Source organism: Marinobacterium mangrovicola (assembly GCF_004339595.1).
In the GTDB taxonomy this organism is placed as follows: Bacteria; Pseudomonadota; Gammaproteobacteria; order Pseudomonadales; family Balneatricaceae; genus Marinobacterium_D; species Marinobacterium_D mangrovicola.
The window spans coordinates 197,711-212,634 of the sequence record NZ_SMFU01000010.1; the positions used below are offsets into that span (position 1 = coordinate 197,711).

At 59.0% G+C, this 14,924-nt stretch carries 11 protein-coding genes; 4 read left to right on the forward strand and 7 right to left on the reverse strand.

Annotation, left to right across the window (positions count from 1 at the left end; genetic code table 11):
• Nucleotides 1-4 precede the first annotated feature (4 nt).
• From CLV83_RS16445 to CLV83_RS16455, 3 genes are read right to left on the reverse strand one after another with little or no spacing between them, the layout of a single operon-like run.
• Nucleotides 5-607 carry a histidine phosphatase family protein gene (locus CLV83_RS16445; protein WP_132294890.1) on the reverse strand — a complete coding sequence of 201 codons (603 nt, stop codon included), beginning with the start codon at nucleotides 605-607 and terminating at the stop codon, nucleotides 5-7.
• A gap of 17 nt (nucleotides 608-624) precedes the next feature.
• Nucleotides 625-1,788 carry a glycosyltransferase family 4 protein gene (locus CLV83_RS16450; RefSeq protein WP_132294893.1) on the reverse strand — a complete coding sequence of 388 codons (1,164 nt, stop codon included), beginning with the start codon at nucleotides 1,786-1,788 and terminating at the stop codon, nucleotides 625-627.
• On the reverse strand, nucleotides 1,785-3,035 hold the full coding sequence (locus CLV83_RS16455; RefSeq protein WP_243642417.1) for a glycosyltransferase family 4 protein: 1,251 nt from the start codon (nucleotides 3,033-3,035) through the stop codon (nucleotides 1,785-1,787). The genes CLV83_RS16450 and CLV83_RS16455 overlap by 4 nt, the downstream gene beginning before the upstream one ends.
• 240 nt (nucleotides 3,036-3,275) lie before the next feature.
• Between CLV83_RS16455 and CLV83_RS16460 the strand changes: the two genes are divergently transcribed.
• Nucleotides 3,276-5,867 carry an ABC transporter ATP-binding protein gene (locus CLV83_RS16460; protein WP_165900333.1) on the forward strand — a complete coding sequence of 864 codons (2,592 nt, stop codon included), beginning with the start codon at nucleotides 3,276-3,278 and terminating at the stop codon, nucleotides 5,865-5,867.
• Between the two features lie 34 nt (nucleotides 5,868-5,901).
• Here CLV83_RS16460 and CLV83_RS16465 read toward each other — a convergent pair whose 3' ends face one another.
• From CLV83_RS16465 to CLV83_RS16480, 4 genes are read right to left on the reverse strand one after another with little or no spacing between them, the layout of a single operon-like run.
• Entirely contained in the window at nucleotides 5,902-7,065 is a 1,164-nt protein-coding gene (locus CLV83_RS16465; protein ID WP_132294901.1) for an ABC transporter permease, read from the reverse strand.
• Nucleotides 7,062-8,060: an ABC transporter permease gene (locus CLV83_RS16470; RefSeq protein WP_132294904.1), complete on the reverse strand. Its 999-nt coding sequence runs from the start codon at nucleotides 8,058-8,060 to the stop codon at nucleotides 7,062-7,064. The genes CLV83_RS16465 and CLV83_RS16470 overlap by 4 nt, the downstream gene beginning before the upstream one ends.
• Nucleotides 8,060-10,006: an ABC transporter substrate-binding protein gene (locus CLV83_RS16475; protein WP_132294908.1), complete on the reverse strand. Its 1,947-nt coding sequence runs from the start codon at nucleotides 10,004-10,006 to the stop codon at nucleotides 8,060-8,062. The genes CLV83_RS16470 and CLV83_RS16475 overlap by 1 nt, the downstream gene beginning before the upstream one ends.
• Nucleotides 10,003-11,928, reverse strand: a complete 1,926-nt coding sequence (locus CLV83_RS16480; RefSeq protein WP_132294911.1) for an ABC transporter ATP-binding protein — start codon at nucleotides 11,926-11,928, stop codon at nucleotides 10,003-10,005. Before CLV83_RS16480 ends, CLV83_RS16475 begins: the two co-directional genes overlap by 4 nt.
• A gap of 226 nt (nucleotides 11,929-12,154) precedes the next feature.
• Here CLV83_RS16480 and CLV83_RS16485 point away from each other — a divergent pair, with 226 nt between their 5' ends.
• The 3 genes from CLV83_RS16485 (at nucleotide 12,155) to CLV83_RS16495 (ending at nucleotide 14,923) form a co-directional block, all read left to right on the forward strand.
• Complete coding sequence (locus tag CLV83_RS16485; protein WP_132294914.1) at nucleotides 12,155-12,700, forward strand: hypothetical protein; 546 nt, start codon at nucleotides 12,155-12,157, stop codon at nucleotides 12,698-12,700.
• Nucleotides 12,701-12,709: 9 nt separating this feature from the next.
• Nucleotides 12,710-14,530, forward strand: coding sequence for an adenylate/guanylate cyclase domain-containing protein (locus tag CLV83_RS16490; protein ID WP_132294917.1), 1,821 nt, complete (start codon nucleotides 12,710-12,712; stop codon nucleotides 14,528-14,530).
• Between the two features lie 150 nt (nucleotides 14,531-14,680).
• The gene (locus CLV83_RS16495) at nucleotides 14,681-14,923 is read left to right on the forward strand and encodes a hypothetical protein (protein WP_132294920.1); all 243 of its coding nucleotides are present in this window, start codon (nucleotides 14,681-14,683) and stop codon (nucleotides 14,921-14,923) included.
• Nucleotide 14,924: the final 1 nt, after the last annotated feature.

Sequence of the window (14,924 nt, forward strand, 5' to 3'; positions counted from 1 at the left end):
GCGTTTAAAGGCTGGAATCCAGCGGGATATTGTAGTCCCGCAGTTCTATCCCTTCTGCTGAATAGCGAAACACGAGCGCCCGGTCCCAGCGTATCTTGACTGGGCAGTCCTCCAACATCTCCCAGCTCAGTGCTTCACTGAGCAGGGCGCGAATCACGCCCTTGTGCGTCACTAAACCCAGGCTTTCGGTATCGAACTCTGTGGTTTGCAGCCACTCCAGGATGCGCGTACGCACCTGCCGCGGTGATTCGCCGCTGGGTGGCTGCAGATCCAGCCCTTTGTTCTCCTGCTCCTGCATCGTCGGGCCCAGACGCTGGCGCAGCTCGGGCAGACGTTCACCCTCCCAGTCACCCCAGTTCATCTCGATCAGTGCCGGGGCTGTTTCAAAGTCGTCGATGCCAAGCGCCTCTGCGGTCTGCTGAGCGCGAAGCAGCGGACTGACATACCAGCGGGACGGGGCCAGGGCCTGGGGTGGGCGTTTGCCGGCCAGCTGTTCGAGCCCTTCGGCGCTGAGCGGAATATCCCGCCGTCCCTGCAGTCGTTTCTCCTGGTTCCAGGCAGTTTTGCCGTGTCGTATTACCAGCAGTTCCAATGCTTGGGTTGTCATGGCTGCATCCAAAAAATTCAGTCCGTTTGCAGTGAGGGCTTCACCAAGGGGAGAAGCAGGTCCCTGAGGTTGGCTTCAGCCTGGTTTTCACTGTGGTGTGCCTGGCACCAGTTTCTGGCTTTCTCGCCCAGAATTGCCAATTGCTCTGGACGCTCCAGCAGTTGATCAATGGCCCTGGCCAGGGCGCCGGGATCGCGCGGAGGCACCAGGGTGCCACTGTTGCTCTCAGAGACGACGCTACTGACGCCACCTTCATTACCAGCGACCACCCAGATACCTGCGGCCTGGGCTTCCAGCAGCGCCATGCCGAAGGCTTCATTCACGGCTGGCCAGACCATCAGATCCGACGCCTGTAGTAGGGGTATCAGGGTATCGGATGCGAGGCGACCGGTCATGCAGACCCCAGGTATCTCTGCAAAAGCCTGCCTTATCGCCGCTTCGGCCCGGCCATCGCCGACCAGAATCACCTGCCGGTTTTGCTGCTGGCATAGCTGCAGGCTCTGGGCCAGCAGCTTGTAGGAGGTTTCCTTGTCGCCGGGTCGCATCATCCCCACGGCGATCAGCCAGGGCAGATCGGGGTCCAGGTTGAACTGCTGAGACAGCTGCAGGCGGGTGGGCTCTCTCTCCGCAAGGGGCGCGCTTTCCAGAGAAGTGTCCAGGTAGGGCGGCAGGTAAGCGAGCGGCGCCTCTTCCCGGGCGTCATGTATGCCACCCTCGTCACAGGGATTCAGGCTGACGATCAGATCGGCACGCTGGATCGCCTCTCGCGAAGCATTAAAACCAAGATCCCAGCGGCCGCCGGCCTGCTTGCCGGCATAGGAAGCCTCGGCAATTATATAGGGGATCGACAGCGCATCGGCGACGATCGGACCGATCCAGTCCGGCGCTTTGTGATAGAGGTGGTAGGTGAACCAGATCTGTGGACGCTGGCTGGCTGGGAGTTGCAGATAACGTCTGATCAGCCGCTGTGCCAGCTGCTCGCCAAGCTGACGGATGCGGGCCTGACGCCGGGCATCGCCAGTGCGATCATAGCTGCGGAATTGACTGGCCAGTATCACCTCAAACCCCGCCAGACCGAGCGTATGCATCAGCCGCTGTGCGATCAGGCGGTCGCCGGAAGGGTTACCGTGATTGGGCGGTTTCAGCGGCGCGTAAAAAGCCAGGCGCGGCGCCGGGGTCATGACGACTCACAGGCTTGTGCTGAGACTGGCTGCTGGTGCTCGTCGAACTTGGCCATCAGGTGGTCGATGCCGCGCTCGAAGGAGAACAGCCGGTGTACCCGGTGCAGGCCCGCTTCCGCCAGCGCGTTGCGCTCATCCGGGTGCGTGATCAGATGCTCAAGCGCCGCCGTCAGGGCGGGCAGATCGTTCTGCTCCACCAGCGTGCCGGTCTCGCCGTTGATGATCAGCTCCGGGATGCCTGAGATATTGGTGGCCAGGCAGCTAAGCCCCTGGCTCTGCGCTTCCATCAACACGTTGGGCAGACCGTCGCGGTCGCCATCGGCGGTGATGCGACTTGGCAACACGAACAGGTCCGCCTCGCGGTAGCGTGCCAGCACCTCGGTCTGCGGCTGGGCGCCGAGCCAGGTGATGCGCTCCGAAAGCCCCAGCTCGTTGGCCTGGTTGCGCAGTTTATCGGCCAGTGCGCCGCCACCAATGTGGGTAAAGTGCCAGTTCAGCTCCGGCGGTAGCGCGGCCAGTGCTGACAGCAGCAGGTCATAGCCTTTTTTCTCTACGGCGCGCCCTACGGATATCAGCTCGACCCGTCCGTCGCGGCCATCGTGAGTTCTGGCGCTGCGGTTTTCGAGATTGGGAAAGCGGGAAAAATCGATGCCGTGATACACCAGCTCGACCTTGGCAGGATCCGGTGACAGCCCCGCCAGATAGTCTTTGTTAGCCGCGGTGCAGGTCACCAGCCATTCCAGGTCGACCAGTTTTTCCCGAATCTCCCACTCTGGCTGAGTCCAGATATCCTTGGCGTGGGCGGAAGCGAACCAGGAACGTTGCGTCAGCAGGCTGGCGTAACGGCCCACGGAACCTGGCGTGTGGATAAAATGGGTGTAGATGCCGCTGGTGCTCTCGGGCATCTCGCGGGCCAGCACCAGCGCTTGGCCAAAACGGCGGGCGCGGTTGCGGGTGAAGTCGCGGCGCAGATCCTTGATCCAGGCGCCCAAGGTCTTGCCAAAGCCGGGTTTCGCGAGCGCAGACACCAGCCCTTTGAATACACGCCATGGCTCCTGGTGCAGGTATTCAGGCAGATAGAGCACCGGTGACTGAATCTCTTTGTGGATCGGATGTATCGCCTTGTCGGTGGGGTGGCGCAGCGAAACAATCGTCATCTTGAGCCCGCGTCGCTCCAGCGCAAGTATCTCCTGTGCGATGAAGGTTTCTGACAGTCTTGGATATCCTTTCAGGACTAGCGCGATCAAGGTAACTCTCTCCGGTTTGGCTCCCAGGGGAGCGCGGCCGCGATGGCTCTGGATGCTCTTACGGGGAACCCTGTAAGTGCTCCGGGTTATAAATCAGAAAAGTTGTATATCTTATCAGTTTACTCACTATGCTGATGGTATAGTTGATCGAGGTCTGGTGTTGCTCGACACGTTATTTGTTGCCTGCTGAGATAGGGTGGAATGGATTCATCCATATTTAAGTTTATCCGTCGACATACGATGAAGGATCAGATCCTGATCCTGCTGTTGACGCTGGTCTCCTTCCCGTTTGTCTATGCAACGCTTGAGGTGCCCAAACGCATCGTCAACGATGCGATAGGTGGCGCAAACCCGCCGCGGGAACTTTTCGGTCATCAGATCGACCAGCTCGATTACCTGATTGTTCTCTGCTTCGTTTTCCTTGGCCTGGTGCTGCTCAACGGCGCGATCAAGTATGTGCTCAATGTCTATCGCGGGGTGGTGGGTGAGCGCACGCTGAGGCGCCTGCGCTATGAGCTGTTCGAGCGCCTGCTGCGCTTTCCCTCCAGCCGTTTTGACAAGGTTTCCCAGGGCGAGATTATTCCCATCGTGGTCGCCGAAACCGAGCCGCTGGGCGGCTTTGTCGGTGAAGCCTACGCACTGCCTGCGTTTCAGGGCGGCCTGCTACTGACCTACCTGTTCTTTATCTTCAACCAGGACCTGATGCTCGGTACCGCGGCGATAGCGCTCTATCCGCTGCAGATGTACGTGATCCCTAAACTGCAGCGCAAGGTGAACCTGCTCGGCAAGGCGCGGGTATTGGCCGCGCGTAAGCTGGGTGAGCGTATCAGCGACACCATCTCCGGGGTCAACGAGGTTCATGTCAGTGATACCTCGCAGTACGAAAAAGCGGTGATCAGCAAGCGTCTCGGTGCGATCTTCGATATCCGATTCGAACTGTACAAAAAGAAGTTCTTCATCAAGTTTCTGAACAACTTCCTGTCCCAGGTGACGCCGTTTTTCTTCTACCTGATAGGCGGTTACTTTGTCCTCCAGGGCGAGCTGTCACTGGGTGCGCTGGTCGCTGTCCTGGCGGCTTATAAAGATCTGGATGCACCCTGGAAAGAGCTGCTGCGCTACTACCAGACCAAGGAGGATGCACGGATCAAGTACGAGCAGATCGTCGAGCAGTTTGATCTGCCCGATATGCTTGATCCAGCGCTGCAGTCGGGCCCGGTGCTTGAACTTGAGCTGGAACAGGGCGCCTGGGACGGTCGTTGGGTCGGTTATGACCGGGGCATAGGTCGCAGCAAGCTGGAGCAGCTCAACTTCACCCTGCCGGTACATGGCCATACCGCCATTGTCGGTTCCGGTGGCAGCGGTATTCATGAGATCGGTCTGCTGCTGGCGCGCCTGGATCTGCCCACTTCGGGCACGCTGCAGTTTGCCGGTGCAGATATGCAGACCCTGCCGGAGTCAGCCATCGGCCAGCACCTGGGCTATGTCAGCAGCGATGTGCACCTGTTTAGCGGCACCATTCGGAATAACCTGATCTATCCGCTGCGGCGGCGTTATCTGCCGCCGGAGGACGAATCCGAGCGCGAACGCGAGATCCACCTGGCGCTCAGTGCCGGCAATAGCAGTGATGACCCGGATGGTGAGTGGATCGATATGCAGCGCCTTGGCGTGTCCGACAGGGCTGGGCTGGAGCACCATGTACATCAGGTGATCGAGGCGATGGAACTGTCGGAAGAGCTGTTCCAGTTCGGTCTCAACACCATCGTTGAACAGCCCGGCGACGCATTGAAAGAGGGGGTGCTGGCGGCCCGGGCCTCGATTCACAGCCGTTTGCAGGAGGACGACTACGCCGGGTTGGTGGAGCCGTTTGACTGGGACCGCTACAACGAAAACCTCACCGTTCACGAGAACATGCTGTTCGGGTCCAAGTCGTCCAACCTCAACAGCGATGAGGCATCGAGAAACCCGGTGGCGATCCGGTTCCTGCGCGAACAGGGGCTGCTGCATGACTTTTTGATCATAGGTCGGCGCCTGGCGGAGACCATGGTCGAGCTGTTCTCCGATGTGGAGGAGGGCAGCGATCTGTTCGAGCGGTTCAGCTTTATCCGTGCCGAGGATCTGCCCGAATACCGGGAGCTGCTGAAAACTACCGATCCCAAGCAGATCGACACCGAGGATATGGCCAAGGTGCAGAAGCTGCTCTACCTGACCAATCAGCTGTGTCCGGCCCGGCACCGTTTGGGTCTGATCGATGCCAGCATGAAACAGCGCATTCTTAATGCCCGTAAGGCGTTCGCCGAGATTTGGGGCAAGGGTGAAGGCCAGCGCTCACTGGATATCGAGTATTTCGACAGCGAGTCCTACAACACCGGCCTGACGCTGCAGGAAAATATCCTCTTCGGTCGCACCGGTTACGGTGTGGTGCGTGGGCAGGAGAAAATTTCCGAGCTGATCCAGGAAGAGATAGGCCGTTTGGGTCTGGTGCGGGCGATCCGCAATACCGGGCTGGATTTCGATGTGGGTACCGGTGGCCGGCGCCTCTCCAGCGCCCAGCGGCAGAAGCTGGCCTTTGCCAGAACGCTTGTCTGCAAGCCTGATGTGGTGGTGATCAATGATGCCACCGCTAACCTGGATAGCTCCACCGAGTTAAACATCATGTCGAATCTGCGGCAGATGCTCGCCGGGCGCGGTATGGTGCTGATCACCAGCCGACCCAGGCTGGCGCAGTTTACCGATGATGTGCTGGTGGTGGAGCAGGGCCGTCTGGTGGATCAGGGCAGTTACTCTGAGTTGGAGGAACGCTGTGAGACGTTCCAGCAGCTGCTCAATGAGTGACTCTAATAACTGAGGTTGGAAAGGTGCCGGCCGATCAGTGTTTATAAGGATCGGCGGCATCCCTTAAGCCATCACCGAAGAAGTTGAAAGCCAGAATCACAACGATGACCGGCACCACCGGCAGAATCAGCCAGGGGTAGATCGCCACCACGTTGATATTCTGCGCCTCGTTCAGCAACACGCCCCAACTGGTGATGGGCGGCCGCAAGCCTAATCCCAGGAAACTGAGCGCCGTCTCACCCAGAATCATGGCCGGGATCGACAGGGTCGCCGAGGCGATCAGGTGGCTGAGAATCCCCGGCAGCAGGTGGCGACGGATCACACGGCCAGGCTTGGCGCCCATCAGCTCCGCTGCCATGCAGTAGTCCTCTTCACGCAACGCCATCAGCTTAGAGCGCACCGCACGGGCGAGCCCCGTCCAGTCCAGCAGCGCCAGTATCAGTGTGATACCGAAGAACACCCAGAGCGGGCTCCAGGTCACCGGAAGAATCGCCGACAGGGCCATCCAGAGCGGTAGTTCAGGGAAGGAGCGGATCACCTCGGTAACGCGCTGCACCGATGAGTCCACCCAGCCGCCGTAATAGCCGGCCAGACCGCCCAGGGTGATCCCCAGCACGAAACTGATAAAGATACCGATCAGACCGATGGTCAGCGAGATACGCGCACCGTAGATGGTGCGTGACAGCATATCCCGGCCGAGGCGGTCGGTGCCCAGCAGGAAGATAGTGGCACCTTCAGGGGCACAGAACAGGTGGATATCGGTCTCCCACAGGCTCCAGAACTCGTAGGGGTCGCTGCGGCAGAAAAAGCTCAGTGGATAGACTTCGCTGGTGTTCTCCGAGTATTCCCGGATCAGCTTGTCCATGTTCAGGGTCTGCTCCCAGCCATAGACGAAGGGGCCGACAAATTCGCCGTCATGGAACAGATGCACCGGCTGGGGCGGCGAGTAGATGTAGTCGGTGTGACGGGTTTTCAGCGCATAGGGCGCTAGCACCTCGGCGACCAGAATCGACAGATACATCGCCACCAGCAGCACGCCGCAGAACAGCGCCAGTTTGTGCCGTTTGAAGCCCCACCACATCAGTTGCCACTGGGAGGCGTAGTAGAGCTTCTCCTGCGCCGGTGTCAGCTGCTCGATGCTCTGCGGATCGAACGGCTTGTCGGAAACATAGTGCTCAATCACGTTTTCGTTGCTCATGCCGCACGCCCTCCTTCCAGTCGGATTCGGGGGTCGAGCAGGGCCAGGGCGATATCGGAGACCAGCACGCCTATCACGGTCAGCAGCGCCAGGAACATCAGGAAAGAACCCGCCAGGTACATATCCTGACTCTGCAGTGCAGCGATCAGGATCGGGCCCGTGGTCGGCAGTGACAGCACCACGGCGACGATCTCGGCACCGGAGATAATACTGGGCAGCATGCTACCGATATCGGCGACAAAGAAGTTAAGTGACACCCGCAGCGGGTATTTAACCAGTAGTTTGAACGGCGGCACGCCCTTGGCGCGCCCGGTGACCACGTAGGGTTTATGTAGCTCATCGAGCAGGTTGGCCCTCAGGCGCCGGATCATCGCCGCGGTGCCGGAAGTACCGATGACGATCACCGGTATCCACAGGTGCTGCAGGATCGAGACGAACTTGTCCCAGCTCCAGTCGGCATCCAGGTATTCCGGGTCCATCAGGCCGCCGATGGAGATGCCGAAGGTGACGTTGGCGAAGTAGAGCATCACCAGCGCCAGCAGGAAGTTGGGCGTCGCCAGGCCCAGAAAACCTACCAGTGTCAGGCCGTAATCGCCCCAGCTGTACTGGTGGGTGGCGGTGTACATGCCGATCGGGAAGGCGATCATCCAGGTAAAAATGATGGTAAACACCGAGATGACAACGGTCAGGAACAGGCGGTCGCCGACCACCTCGCTCACCGGCAGTCCATACTCGAAGGAGTAGCCGAAATCACCGTGCAGCATCCCCGTGGCCCAGGTGAAATACTGCACCAGGAACGGCTCATCGAGCCCGTACTGCGAGCGCAGGGCAGCGATCTGTGCAGGATCGATCGATTCCCCCTGGCTCTCCAGCTCAGAGATATAGCTCTCCAGGTAGTCGCCCGGAGGCAGCTGGATAATCACGAAGATAATGAAGCTGATAACGATCAGGGTCGGGATCATCATCAGCATGCGGCGGGCAATATAGGGCAGCATTACTGAACCTCCGCCGATGTCAGCGAGTTATCCACATCCAGCCAGAAGCGCTCTGGCCGGAAGCGGCCAAAGAAGGCGTTGGGCTCCCAGTTCCACAGGGCGGTTTCCGGCACATTGCGCAGCGCCTTGTTGACCACAATCGGCTGCTTCACCTGGGTCACCGTGCCGATGGAGTAGACCTGATCGGCGCGGATCTCGAGAATCTCCTGCCAGGCTTGCCGCTTCTGTTCGATGCTGTCGGCGTGGCGCCACTCCTTGTACAGCGCGAGCAGGCGCTTGGGTTCTTCCATATCCGGCGGACTTTCCTGTTCGGTTTCATAGTGCTTGCCCCACTTGGGCCAGCACAGCTGCTGCTGGGAGGTGGGGGCAAATTCCGCCGGGCTCATATCGGCAGTGGCCAGACCGTTTTCGATGCCAGGCCAGACCGACATCAGCGCATCGCCGGCAAACACCCGGTTGCGGAAGATCTCACGCTCGGTGGGTTTCACGTGCAGCTTTATACCGATATCCATCCAGCTATCGTGGATCAGTTCGAGGATATCGGTTTCTTCGGTGCTTTCGCCGGCGCTCTGGATGATGATCTCCATGGGGCGGCCATCGGGCAGCAGGCGAATGCCGCGGTCGTCACGTTCGGTCAGGCCAAGCTCATCGAGCAGCGCATTAGCCTGCTTGAGGTCGAAGCCGGCCCAGGCGTTGCGGTACTCCTCCTTAAACAGCGGAGATTCCGGGATCAGCGTATCGGCGCCTTCCAGTGCCAGGCCGAAATAGATTACCTGGTTGATCTCATGACGGTTGACCGCCAAAGACAGTGCGCGGCGGAAACGTACATCGCGGATCAGCGGGCGCCAGGTATCGTCGTTGGTGTTCAGGTTCGGGTAGAGCGAGACCCTTGATCCACGTGAGGTGCTCCAGAGCCTTACGTCGTAGGGGTTACGGCTGGCGCCCTCGCGCAGGAAGGTGTAGTTGCTCATCTCCAGGTAGCGCCCCTGCAGGTCCGATTCGCCGGCGCCGGTCTTGGCCGGAATCAGTTTGCTGCTGGCGATATCGATGACGATCTCATCCAGGTAGGGCAGCTGATGGCCGTTGGCGTCAACGCGGTGATAGTAGGGGTTGCGCTTGAAGATGAAGTGCTCGGAGGGCATTTCGGTGGTTGGTATCCAGGGCTGAAGTGTGGGCAGCTCGGGATTATCGAAGCGGTACTGGTGATCCATGCGCTGATGCAGCCCGGTCCAGTTTTTCTTCTTGATATTGGCGCTGGCGACCAGCTCCGCCAGCTTGTAAGGCTCGGCGTAGTCGACGTGGAACTGTTTCATGTAGTGTGACGGGCGGTAGATAAACAGCGGGCTGGGGCCTGCCAGCGCCAGTAGAAACTCAGGGTTCGGGTTGTCCCAGGTGTAGCGTACGGTGAGAGGATCAAGCACCTCGAATCTGGGCGGCTTTCCATCTACCAGCATGGCGGCGGGTGGCCCGAAGGGATAGAGCTCCTCGTTCATCGCCATCTCTTCCCAGAAGTAACGGAAATCCTCGGCGGTAAACGGCTCGCCATCGGACCAGCGATGACCGGGACGCAGATGGAAGGTGAATTCGCGCTGCTGTTTCACCTCGAACGACTCCAGCAGGTCCGCTTCCAGTTCGACGTTTTCGTTGAAGCCGATCAGTCGCGCATAGCCATACACCACGAGCTGACGTATATCCTTCGCCTTGCCCATCAACAGGCGGATCGAACCGCCGTAGCGACCGGGCTCCAGGCTGTCTGAACGGCTGAGCAGCTGATCGACAAAGGGTTCGGACGGAACACGTTTATCTACCGGCGGCAGGGTGCCGGTTTCGACCTGCTCAAGCAGAAACGGCGGTTCCTGCAGTGATATGGCATCGCTGGCGACCGCGGACAGGGTGCTGAAGGCACTCAGGATTAACAGGCCAAGCCAAGATAGAACCGGTTTCATAGTCTGGCCTCCGGTGCGTTTTTCTCTCCCATCTCTCCAGTCTCATTAGACAATGCTGGCCCTGCCGCGATACGGACCAGGTGGTTTTCCGCCACCTGCTGCCATTCGGTATGCTGTTCTGGCCCATGCGCGTAAGGGCTGTCCCAGGATGCGGGGTCGCTGTAGTTGCTACCGATAATGCGCTGGAAATCTAGCGGGCGATCCAGATCCGGATAGGGGATGGCAGCCATCAGGGCGCGGGTATAGGGGTGAGTCGGGTTGCGCAGGATCTGTTCGCGTCTGCCGACCTCGACCAGCCGGCCGCGGCACATCACGCCGATACGGTCAGCGATGTAGTCGACCACCGCGATGTTGTGGGAGACAAACAGATAGGTCATACCCAGTTCCTGCTGCAGATCTTTCAGCAGGTTCAACACCTGGGCCTGTACCGATACATCCAGTGCGGAGACCGGCTCGTCCAAGATCAACAGCTCAGGCTCCAGTGCCAGGGCGCGGGCGATGCTGACGCGCTGACGCTGCCCACCGGAGAGGCTGTGCGGGTAACGGTTCAGAAAGCGCGGACTCAGGCCGACCAGTGCCAGCAGATCCTTGGCTCTCTGGCGCTGACTCTGCTCGTTACCGAATTTGTGGATAACCAGAGGCTCACGCAGGATGTTCATGATGGTCATGCGCGGGTTCAGTGCGCCGTGAGGGTCCTGGAATACCAGGCCGATGCGGCGGCGGAACTGGCGCAGCTCCTCGCCCTGAAGGCTACCCAGATCTATCTGCTCACCGTGGGCGTTGTACAGGATGGAGCCGGCGTCCGGTTTCAGCGCGCCCATCAGGAGTTTGCTCAGGGTGGTTTTGCCGCAGCCGCTTTCCCCTACCAGTCCGAACGACTCACCCACGGCTATATCCAGGCTCAGGTCGAATACGGCGCGGGTGGTACTCTGTTCACCGCCCAGCAGGCTGCCCTTACGTGAGCCAAAGCTTTTATCCAGGTTGGTGATGCTCAGGTGGGGAGCTGCCTGGCGCTGCGCCTCTGTTTTTGCGCCCAGACCATGTTTGAACGCGCTGGTCTCGTGAGCTATCTCCCGAATCGGTCTCAGCCTTTCGCCAGGCTTCATATCGAAGTGGGGGACGGCAGCAAAAAGTGCCTGCAGGTAAGGGTGCTGAGGGTTGCGGAACAGCGCTTCAGAAGGGCCGCTCTCCATCACTTCGCCGTGGTACATCACCACCAGATCATCGGCCATATTGGCGACCACACCCAGATCGTGGGTGATCAGCAGCACCGCCATACCCAGCTTTTGCTGCAGTGATTTAATCAGATGAAGGATCTGCGCCTGAACGGTGACATCCAGCGCGGTGGTGGGCTCATCGGCGATCAGCAGGGCCGGATGGCAGATCAGCGCCATGGCGATCATGGCACGCTGCCGTAATCCGCCGGAAAGCTCAAAGGGGTAGGCGTTAAATGCCTGCTCAGGCTTGGGAAAACCAGCCAGCGTGAGCATTTCGATGGTGAGCTGTTTCTCTTCCGCCTTGGGAATATCGCGGTGCAGGCGAATCGCTTCGGTAATCTGGTTACCAATGGTGTGCATCGGTGACAGAGAGACCATCGGTTCCTGGAAAATAATCGAGATCTTGTCGCCGCGGATCTCTCGCATCGCCGGGCTGTTTGGCGATAACTGGGCGATATCCACCGTTTCGCCCTCTGGCGGCGTGAACAGGATCTCACCCTGCGTAATAGACGCGTTGGCGGGCAGGATTCCGAGTATGGCCTGGGAGGTGACCGTCTTACCCGAACCGGACTCTCCCACCAAGGCGAGCGTACGCCCAGGCCAAAGTGTCAGCGAGATGCCTTTTACCGCGGGTACGGGAGTCCCGTGCAGGTTGAATTCAACGGCCAGGTCCCTGATCGCAAGCAAGGGTTTGATAACTTGCACTCCTCAATGCTGTGACGGAGGTGTTCCTGAAAAGAGTTTATGCAGTAATACACTTATTTTGTAAGCACAAATAACAATTATTACTGGGAGATATAGTTGTATTTATGGCTTTTATGCTGGGCCGGGCATAATCTTCTTGGCAACGCAGGTGTCGTTCGGCGGTGATCCGCTCAACGTTGTTCAGCACCCGTGATTTAGAGCACCACAGGTTGGAAAGGACAGCGCGATGCCAGTGTTCAAATATCTCATGTTTTGTTTTCTATTGTTACTGGCGGTTGCCCGCGTGAACGCTGCTGAGATCGACCGGCCGATCGAAGACTTTATGGGTCACTATATTGGCCATGCCGACAGCGAGGATGGTATGGGGCGTGATATGAGCGTCACCATCGGAGAGATCCCGGGTAGCAGCGACTACTTCGTTGAATGGTCCACCGTTATCCACAAATCCAAGACCCGCACCAAGCGTGTCACCTACAACATCCGTTTCCAGGATTCGGATCGTGATGGCATCCATGCATCGGCCATGGCGAAGGATGTGTTTGGCAAATCCCGCCCGTTGGACCCGCTCGAGGGGGATCCGCTGGTCTGGGCACGGATCAAGGGCGATACCCACGTGGTGTATGCGCTGATCATTACAGAGGACGGCGGCTACGATCTGCAGGTATACAAGCGCACCCTTAATGATGAAGGGCTCTGGCTGGATTTTACCCGTCAGAAAGACAATCTGCCCAAGCTTGAGATCTCTGCACAGCTCGTTCGCGTGTCTCAGTAAGGACGCTGAATGAAGCAGATTCGAGTTTCCGTCGCACACCTGCTGGTCAGCGTGTTCGGTTTGCTGATCACGCTGGGCTTCTGCGCGCTTGCCTACATCGCTATCGAAGAATCGCGAAATACGCTGATGGAGCAGCTGACCACCTTTGCTGAAAGTACCATGGCGTCGATTTCTGAACGGCTGGTCGAGCGCCTGACACCGGTGCAGGAGCAGCTGCGCTACCTCTCTTCCGGCGGCACCGTCGATGTCATCGCCGAAGCTGACTACAAGCGGTTGGGGCAGACCCTGGATGGCGCTCTGGCGGCCACACCCCAGGTGCTGGGGCTGGGGTTTATCGGCATCAAGGGTGATATGACCTATGTGAACCGGGACAGCCGTTCGGTGATGATCGGCGACTGGCGCCAACGCTCCATGCCGCAGATTAAACGTTTCCTCTCCCATGAGCCCGGCCAGCTGGTCTGGCTGGACCCGCAGTGGAGCGAAACCCTGGGCCGCAGCATCATGCCGGCACTGATGCCGGTGAAGGATGGCGAACGTTTCCTCGGGTTGATCATCGCCGTGATCGCGATTGAGGATCTGTCGGCGTTCCTGGTCGAGCTGCAGTCCGAGTTCGATGGTGTACCTTTTGTGCTCTATAACGCCAAGACAGCGCTGGCTTACCCCAGACTGGAGCAGCATTACGAGCTGCCCTCCGGTCCTGAACGGCCGCTGCCGTTGCTGGCAGAGCTGGATGACCCGGTACTGGCGGCCTATGGTGCCGGAGAGCAGGAAGCGTTCGATCTGATCGACTCCCCCAACATGAACAGCGAACGTGTCACCCTGGATGGAGCGCGTTATGTGCTGCTGACCCAGACCCTGAGTGAAGGTGCGTTGCCAAGCTGGACCATCGGCACCTACTACAGCTGGGAGATCGTATCCGAGCGCTCTTCGCGGTTTTACATTCTGCTGGCAGCCAGCACGCTACTCTTGTTACTGATGCTGCTGGGTGCGATCTGGCTGAGTAAAAAGATCAGCAACGCCGTGAACCGCATCGTGCAGGCGTTCGATACCTTTGCCCATTCTGATCTGTCCGAAGTACCCAAGCTTGAGGGTAGCTCAATAGCGGAGCTGGATCGGGTTGCTTCGGCATTTAACCTGATGGTCAGCTCGCTGAAAGATTTCCAGTTCGTGAAAAGCATGTTTGTGCGCTACGTGCCGGATACCGTGGCGAAGCGTCTGCTAAGGGGCCGCGGCGTGCTGGAGCCTCAGGAGGTGGAGGCAACGGTACTGTTCTGTGATCTGCAGGGGTTCACCCAACTGGCCCAGCAGATAAGGCCGGCTGAAATTGTCGATGTGTTGAACAGCTATTTCACCATGGTCGCCGAGTGCCTCGAAGAGGAGGGCGGAGTGATTACCCAGTTCCAGGGAGATGCGGTGCTGGCTATCTTCAATGTGCCGCTGCCACTGGAACAGCATGAGCGACGCGCGATCAGAGCCGCCAATAAAATCATCGAACGGATCGACCAGAACACTTATGCCGGGCGCAAGCTACAGTGCCGTATAGGTATCTGTACCGGGCCGATGATCGCCGGTGTGGTTGGTGCCAGCGACAGGGCTAACTACACCGTGCATGGCGACACGGTGAACCTGGCGGCCCGCCTTGAGCAGGTCAACAAGGTGTACGGCACGCGGATTCTGATCGATGAATCGACCGCCAAGGGGGCTGAACCGGGCACAGTGCGTCTGGTGGCGGAAACCCTGATCCGCGGCCGGGAAGGTCGCATCAAGGTATTCACACCCGGTGTGCCGGTCGTTGAAGCGGTGGGCGGTTTTCTGCGTGAAAACAGCTAGCGGTTTCTACAAAGAGTGGCTGCCACGCAGAGAACGAGGCTGATACAGAGATCCTCAGCCAAGACCGGTAAAGCCTTGCGCCAGATTATGGGCGCTTGCCGCCAGTGAGTGTTATCTTGGGCGCCTAACTGCAACCTCGGCGAGATTGAGATGAAAGAGTTCATGTACGCGATGGGCCTGTGCCTGCTGATGATGTCGATCTGGAGCTTCTCCAAGATCCCCAGCGATGCGGATATCAGCCAGGCTGAGCCGGCACTGGTGCAGCAGCTGGAAAATGACCGGACGACCCTGAAATTTGTCTCCGGCAGTGCGCTGGTGCTGAGTGTGGTTTGCGGGCTGGTCGGCTGGCGTTCCCGCTCACGGGAAGACGCCAATAAAAAATCGGTACAGTGAT

Bases quoted from the DNA above. Each gene is read 5' to 3' on its own strand.
- CLV83_RS16460 (WP_165900333.1), top strand. From the start codon at position 3,276: ATGAAGGATCAGATCCTGATCCTGCTGTTGACGCTGGTCTCCTTCCCG.
- CLV83_RS16450 (WP_132294893.1), bottom strand. From the start codon at position 1,788: ATGACCCCGGCGCCGCGCCTGGCTTTTTACGCGCCGCTGAAACCGCCC.
- CLV83_RS16470 (WP_132294904.1), bottom strand. From the start codon at position 8,060: ATGCTGCCCTATATTGCCCGCCGCATGCTGATGATGATCCCGACCCTG.
- CLV83_RS16475 (WP_132294908.1), bottom strand. From the start codon at position 10,006: ATGAAACCGGTTCTATCTTGGCTTGGCCTGTTAATCCTGAGTGCCTTC.
- CLV83_RS16445 (WP_132294890.1), bottom strand. From the start codon at position 607: ATGACAACCCAAGCATTGGAACTGCTGGTAATACGACACGGCAAAACT.
- CLV83_RS16465 (WP_132294901.1), bottom strand. From the start codon at position 7,065: ATGAGCAACGAAAACGTGATTGAGCACTATGTTTCCGACAAGCCGTTC.
- CLV83_RS16485 (WP_132294914.1), top strand. From the start codon at position 12,155: ATGCCAGTGTTCAAATATCTCATGTTTTGTTTTCTATTGTTACTGGCG.
- CLV83_RS16490 (WP_132294917.1), top strand. From the start codon at position 12,710: ATGAAGCAGATTCGAGTTTCCGTCGCACACCTGCTGGTCAGCGTGTTC.
- CLV83_RS16495 (WP_132294920.1), top strand. From the start codon at position 14,681: ATGAAAGAGTTCATGTACGCGATGGGCCTGTGCCTGCTGATGATGTCG.